The organism is Pseudonocardia sp. ICBG601, assembly GCF_020496245.1.
The window spans coordinates 1-6,323 of record NZ_JAHLJA010000067.1 but is presented as its reverse complement, the minus strand read 5'-3'; the positions used below and the strand labels follow the sequence as shown (position 1 = coordinate 6,323).

Below are 6,323 nucleotides of genomic sequence, written 5' to 3'. Positions count from 1 at the left end.
TCCCGAGAGAGGCTTTGTTACTCCCGAGAGAGCACAAGATCGTTTTCGGGGCCGTCTTCTGGACTTGCCCTGGGTGTTCTCGAGTCAGTCATCGCTGTGACCTGCTGTTGTGTGGATGGTTGAGTGAGTTCCGGTGGGTCGGGCTGGCGCCCGACACCTCGACCGGCCGTCAGCGAAGCAGGGTGGTTGAGGTGTCGGGCGCCAGCCCGACCCACCGGGAGAGTGGTCGCGGAGCGGCCATGGTCATCAGTACGTAGTTCCATGCTTTGAGAGAAGGAAGGTCAAGGTCAAGGTCAACTGACTGCGGCGAGGGTGGGCGGTTTGGGTTTGTTTGGGCGTATCTGTCCGTAGTGCGTAGTGTGCTGAGCGTGTTCGTGTGATTGCTGCTGGTAGTGGTTCTTGACCAGTGGGGGGGGGCGTGTTCGCATGCGGTCATGGGTACGAAGAGGTTCGCGTGTGCGTCCCGTGTTATCGGGACCGTGTTGGCTGTGGCTGTTGCGATGGGATCGGCTACTGGGATCGCTTCGGCTGATTCACCGGCGGTGACGGGGTCGACTTCGGCTTCTGTCGCGTCAGATTCTCTGCGAGCTGTTGCGGCTACCTCGAAAGTATCCGCCGCCAGGGGAGTGGATGAACTCGCCGCGGGCTTGGGCGTCATTGCTTCTATCCCTGACTCGGCTTTAGTCAGCGACTCAGCGCTTCAGCAGTGGTTCTCGACGGCTGAAGGGGTAAGCCTGAAAGCCCGGGCCGCCGCTTTGGGGCAGTCGCCACAGCGAGGAGTTGGGGATATCGCCGATTGCGCTTCTGCTGTTGGGCAGGTGGTCCTTGGTATTGGGGTTCCGGCGGTCCGGCTATTGAAGATTAAGAAGCTGATTAGTGAGATGGGCGGTGTATGGGAGTCAGCGAAGCTCCTTGCCGGTGCGGGGACCGCGGCGGAGAAGGGTGATGCAGTGATGACAGCTCTGGGGTCTTTAATCGGAGAACTCTCGGGGATCTCGGGGGTAGTCAAGGCGTGCCCGAAGCTGTTTAAGTGATGTCGTCTGTAGCCAGATCGTGGCCGCTTTTTGTCTCCGCTCTGTGCTTGATAGCTGCTGCCGTCACATTCGCCTTGGGGTGGTGGCAGCTCGCCGGAGGGCTCGCAATTGCATGTTTGCTGATCTCGCTACTAAGGGCGATGGGCGCGGGTAGCCATGATCACTTCAGTAGAGGCGGCGTTACTGGCAAGCTGAGCGAGCAAGATATCGCAGCGGTTCGCGCTTACAGAAAGAAGAACCCTGGGGTGAGTTTACTGGATGCGGTTAACGCTGTAATGAAGGATCGATGATTACTTCCTGATTCGTTGTGCAGATTCTGGTCTGCTTGATCGGAAGACGCCGAGTTCGTGGGCAAGTTGATCCGGACCGGAGCCCGCTCTGGCGGGTGAGGACCGGAAGCGGCGCGGCAGCCCGGGGTTGTTCGGTTCAGCGCAGCGACCCGCCCTGCGGGACCTCGCCTTTTGCGTTACCCACTTAGCCGGGCTAAGTGTCTAGCTTGCTCCGCCGCAGGCGGGGCCGTGGCCGTTCTCCCGGGCGGTGCGGCTGGGAGTGACGCGTCTGCGCGGGACCGGCACCGGCCCGGGATCACAGCACTGTGCATAGGTGTGGTCGCTGTTGATCTTGGGTTGGCGGTGTCGAGCGCGAAGCGCGCGTGCGTTGTCGGCCCGGTGGGCCGCGTCGCTCAACACCCACAGGACCCATGCATCAGCTGATGATCGTCGGTGGTGGGCTCCGGTTCGGTGCCGGTCGCGGTGCCGGGCGGCCGGTTCACGGCGCAGCAAGTTGTGCGTTTTCTTAAGGAAAACGCGGGCGGGCGCCTCCGGCGTCGTCGTCTGGTCGTCGTCTGGTCGGCTCGGGTGCGGCGGGGCTGCTGCTGCTGCTGCTGCTGCTGCTGCTGCCGCCGGGGTGTCGGCGTCCGGTTGGAGGCCGGTCGGGTGGAGTGACACGCCCGTCTGACCTGGGGGTACGCGACAGACAGGCCTGCGACCTGGGAATATGCGAGTAGGAATCAAGCAACAACCAAGTCAGAGTTTCGGGTGAGCGCGAGCGAGCCCGCACCCCTCCGGCCGCGTCAGCGGCCGGAGACAACACAGGGCGAAGCTCAATGCCCTGGACCGGCACCGCGCCCTTGGCGGCGGTGGTGAGGAGTTCCCCCGGATGACTGGCTCTGACCTGTGGGTTCCTCCAGGCGCTGTCCCCGATGCCGGTCCCCGGGGCTCTGAGAGCCTCTGTGCGGCCCCATTTGAGGGCCCGGGCTACCTAGTCGGGGGGCTGCCGTTTGAGGCGGCTACGGCGATCTGGGGGCGTTTGTGGACGTCGCGGTACCCGCTCGCCGCGGACGAGTTCGACGACGGGGTGTGGCGGCAGTCCCGGGAGGAGGCGATGACCCGGATGCATGTCGAGCTGCACCCCAAGCAGGTGTGGGGGTTGATCGGCATCGACGGCGACAGCGCCGACGCGGTCCTGCGGATGCTGTCGACCGTCGACAGCCACCCGATGCCGAACGTGATCATCGAGAACGCCGTCAACGGCCACGCCCACGCCGGGTTCGGCATCACGACACCGATCAACGTCACCAACTACGGATCACGCCGCGCGGTCCGCTACGGCCTCTCGATCGAAGAGGCGCTGCGGCGTGCGGTGGGTGGGGACCCGTCCTATCCCGGGCGGCTGATCAAAAACCCGTTCCACTCCCGCTGGATCACCCACATCCTCCACGACAAAACCTCCACCCTCACCCAGTTCGGGGCGATCCTGACTGCCGCCGGGCACATGCCCGGCCGGGGCTGGCACAACCAACGCCGCCGCGCACCCGTCGGCTACTCCCGCAACGAAACCCTGTTCCACATGGTCCGCCGCTTCGCCTACCGGGAAATGCGGCACCACTGGGGCGACGCCGAGGGCTACCGCGCCGCTGTCGCCAAACACGTCGCGATCCTCAACGCCGATTTCCCGATCCCGCTCGGAGGGAACGAACTCGGCCACATCTCCCAGTCCATCTCGGACTGGACGATCAACTACTCCCGCATGTGGAACGACGGCCCCGCCGCCTACGACGCAGCATTCTCCGCCATCCAAGCCGCACGCGGACGCAAAGGCTCCGGACGCAACGGAGGACTCGCCGGAAACAGCCGACCCGGAGGACTCGTGCGCGGCGCAATCCGCTCGGATGAGTCATGGCGGCTTCAGGAAGAGATTAGGAAAGCAGGCCTGGCATGACGGCCCGTACTGTGCAGCGCAGAACGCGGACAGCGCGTGATCTCGCCGAGCAATTTGGGGTAACGCCGAGAACTATCCGCGCCATGCTCGCTGAGTCCCGCGACGAATACGAACGCCGAGCCCAGAGGCGCCGAGCGGAGGTCGTCACCCTCCGGCTCCGCGGGCTCACCTACCAGGAGATTGCTGAGCGTGTCGGTAGCACCGTCGGCACCGTCGGTCGCCTCCTTGCTGACGCTCGCCGGAACGGTGAATGGGCGACTGCCATGGAGTGCCACACTGTCAGCCACGCAGAGTGATATTTCGGGGGATGTCCCGAAACGACCCCCAAGCCGTACCACCCCCTCAAGCCGTACCAGGAAAATCCCGTGCTGACCTGCGGAAACGGCACATTGGTACGGCTGGTACGGCTTGGTACGGCTTGGGGGTCGTTTCGGGACATCCCCCGAAATATCACTCTGCGTGACGAGTCGGGGGCTGGGGTGGCGCGCGGCGGCGGTCACGGTTTTCGGTGGTGCGTGGTTGCGTTTCCGGCGCTATAGATTGCGGCGCTCTGCAGGTGTTGCTGAGGGCTCCCCTGCCGCCTTTTCTGCCGCTTGTGGTGCCGGAGGGCTGGGCGTTGTCAGAGCTACGGATGAGTGCTCTTTTGCGCTAGGGCAGGGGTGGTGCCGGGCACGGTATTGATGTGACTGGTTGTGCGGTTTCAAAGGTGCCGCAGGATGGTTTTAGCATCTGCTTGCACGGTGTTGTGGTGCGTGCAGGAGCCCCCGCATCCGCCCGATGCGCGATCCGGCGGATGCGGGGGTTGTCGCGCTATCGTTGAGGTCGCGTGTCCTCGGTGCTGTCGGCCCGACGGGTGGCCCAGTAACTCCCGAGAGAGGCTTTGTTACTCCCGAGAGAGCACAAGATCGTTTTCGGGGCCGTCTTCTGGACTTGCCCCTGGGTGTTCTCGAGTCAGTCATCGCTGTGACCTGCTGTTGTGTGGATGGTTGAGTGAGTTCCGGTGGGTCGGGCTGGCGCCCGACACCTCGACCGGCCGTCAGCGAAGCAGGGTGGTTGAGGTGTCGGGCGCCAGCCCGACCCACCGGGAGAGTGGTCGCGGAGCGGCCATGGTCATCAGTACGTAGTTCCATGCTTTGAGAGAAGGAAGGTCAAGGTCAAGGTCAACTGACTGCGGCGAGGGTGGGCGGTTTGGGTTTGTTTGGGCGTATCTGTCCGTAGTGCGTAGTGTGCTGAGCGTGTTCGTGTGATTGCTGCTGGTAGTGGTTCTTGACCAGTGGGGGGGGGCGTGTTCGCATGCGGTCATGGGTACGAAGAGGTTCGCGTGTGCGTCCCGTGTTATCGGGACCGTGTTGGCTGTGGCTGTTGCGATGGGATCGGCTACTGGGATCGCTTCGGCTGATTCACCGGCGGTGACGGGGTCGACTTCGGCTTCTGTCGCGTCAGATTCTCTGCGAGCTGTTGCGGCTACCTCGAAAGTATCCGCCGCCAGGGGAGTGGATGAACTCGCCGCGGGCTTGGGCGTCATTGCTTCTATCCCTGACTCGGCTTTAGTCAGCGACTCAGCGCTTCAGCAGTGGTTCTCGACGGCTGAAGGGGTAAGCCTGAAAGCCCGGGCCGCCGCTTTGGGGCAGTCGCCACAGCGAGGAGTTGGGGATATCGCCGATTGCGCTTCTGCTGTTGGGCAGGTGGTCCTTGGTATTGGGGTTCCGGCGGTCCGGCTATTGAAGATTAAGAAGCTGATTAGTGAGATGGGCGGTGTATGGGAGTCAGCGAAGCTCCTTGCCGGTGCGGGGACCGCGGCGGAGAAGGGTGATGCAGTGATGACAGCTCTGGGGTCTTTAATCGGAGAACTCTCGGGGATCTCGGGGGTAGTCAAGGCGTGCCCGAAGCTGTTTAAGTGATGTCGTCTGTAGCCAGATCGTGGCCGCTTTTTGTCTCCGCTCTGTGCTTGATAGCTGCTGCCGTCACATTCGCCTTGGGGTGGTGGCAGCTCGCCGGAGGGCTCGCAATTGCATGTTTGCTGATCTCGCTACTAAGGGCGATGGGCGCGGGTAGCCATGATCACTTCAGTAGAGGCGGCGTTACTGGCAAGCTGAGCGAGCAAGATATCGCAGCGGTTCGCGCTTACAGAAAGAAGAACCCTGGGGTGAGTTTACTGGATGCGGTTAACGCTGTAATGAAGGATCGATGATTACTTCCTGATTCGTTGTGCAGATTCTGGTCTGCTTGATCGGAAGACGCCGAGTTCGTGGGCAAGTTGATCCGGACCGGAGCCCGCTCTGGCGGGTGAGGACCGGAAGCGGCGCGGCAGCCCGGGGTTGTTCGGTTCAGCGCAGCGACCCGCCCTGCGGGACCTCGCCTTTTGCGTTACCCACTTAGCCGGGCTAAGTGTCTAGCTTGCTCCGCCGCAGGCGGGGCCGTGGCCGTTCTCCCGGGCGGTGCGGCTGGGAGTGACGCGTCTGCGCGGGACCGGCACCGGCCCGGGATCACAGCACTGTGCATAGGTGTGGTCGCTGTTGATCTTGGGTTGGCGGTGTCGAGCGCGAAGCGCGCGTGCGTTGTCGGCCCGGTGGGCCGCGTCGCTCAACACCCACAGGACCCATGCATCAGCTGATGATCGTCGGTGGTGGGCTCCGGTTCGGTGCCGGTCGCGGTGCCGGGCGGCCGGTTCACGGCGCAGCAAGTTGTGCGTTTTCTTAAGGAAAACGCGGGCGGGCGCCTCCGGCGTCGTCGTCTGGTCGTCGTCTGGTCGGCTCGGGTGCGGCGGGGCTGCTGCTGCTGCTGCTGCTGCTGCTGCTGCCGCCGGGGTGTCGGCGTCCGGTTGGAGGCCGGTCGGGTGGAGTGACACGCCCGTCTGACCTGGGGGTACGCGACAGACAGGCCTGCGACCTGGGAATATGCGAGTAGGAATCAAGCAACAACCAAGTCAGAGTTTCGGGTGAGCGCGAGCGAGCCCGCACCCCTCCGGCCGCGTCAGCGGCCGGAGACAACACAGGGCGAAGCTCAATGCCCTGGACCGGCACCGCGCCCTTGGCGGCGGTGGTGAGGAGTTCCCCGGATGACTGGCTC

General features: G+C 63.8%; 4 protein-coding genes. All 4 read left to right on the top strand.

Annotated elements, in window-relative coordinates; translation table 11 throughout:
* Window positions 1-434 precede the first annotated feature (434 nt).
* The 4 genes from KPL57_RS20575 (at window position 435) to KPL57_RS20560 (ending at window position 5,155) form a co-directional block, all read left to right on the top strand.
* Window positions 435-1,034, top strand: coding sequence for a hypothetical protein (locus KPL57_RS20575; protein ID WP_226352818.1), 600 nt, complete (start codon window positions 435-437; stop codon window positions 1,032-1,034).
* Window positions 1,035-2,192: 1,158 nt separating this feature from the next.
* Window positions 2,193-3,254, top strand: a complete 1,062-nt coding sequence (locus tag KPL57_RS20570; RefSeq protein WP_226352820.1) for a replication initiation protein — start codon at window positions 2,193-2,195, stop codon at window positions 3,252-3,254.
* The gene (locus KPL57_RS72435) at window positions 3,251-3,550 is read left to right on the top strand and encodes a sigma factor-like helix-turn-helix DNA-binding protein (RefSeq protein WP_374203758.1); all 300 of its coding nucleotides are present in this window, start codon (window positions 3,251-3,253) and stop codon (window positions 3,548-3,550) included. Before KPL57_RS20570 ends, KPL57_RS72435 begins: the two co-directional genes overlap by 4 nt.
* Window positions 3,551-4,555: 1,005 nt before the next feature.
* Complete coding sequence (locus tag KPL57_RS20560) at window positions 4,556-5,155, top strand: hypothetical protein (protein ID WP_226352818.1); 600 nt, start codon at window positions 4,556-4,558, stop codon at window positions 5,153-5,155.
* Window positions 5,156-6,323 lie beyond the last annotated feature (1,168 nt).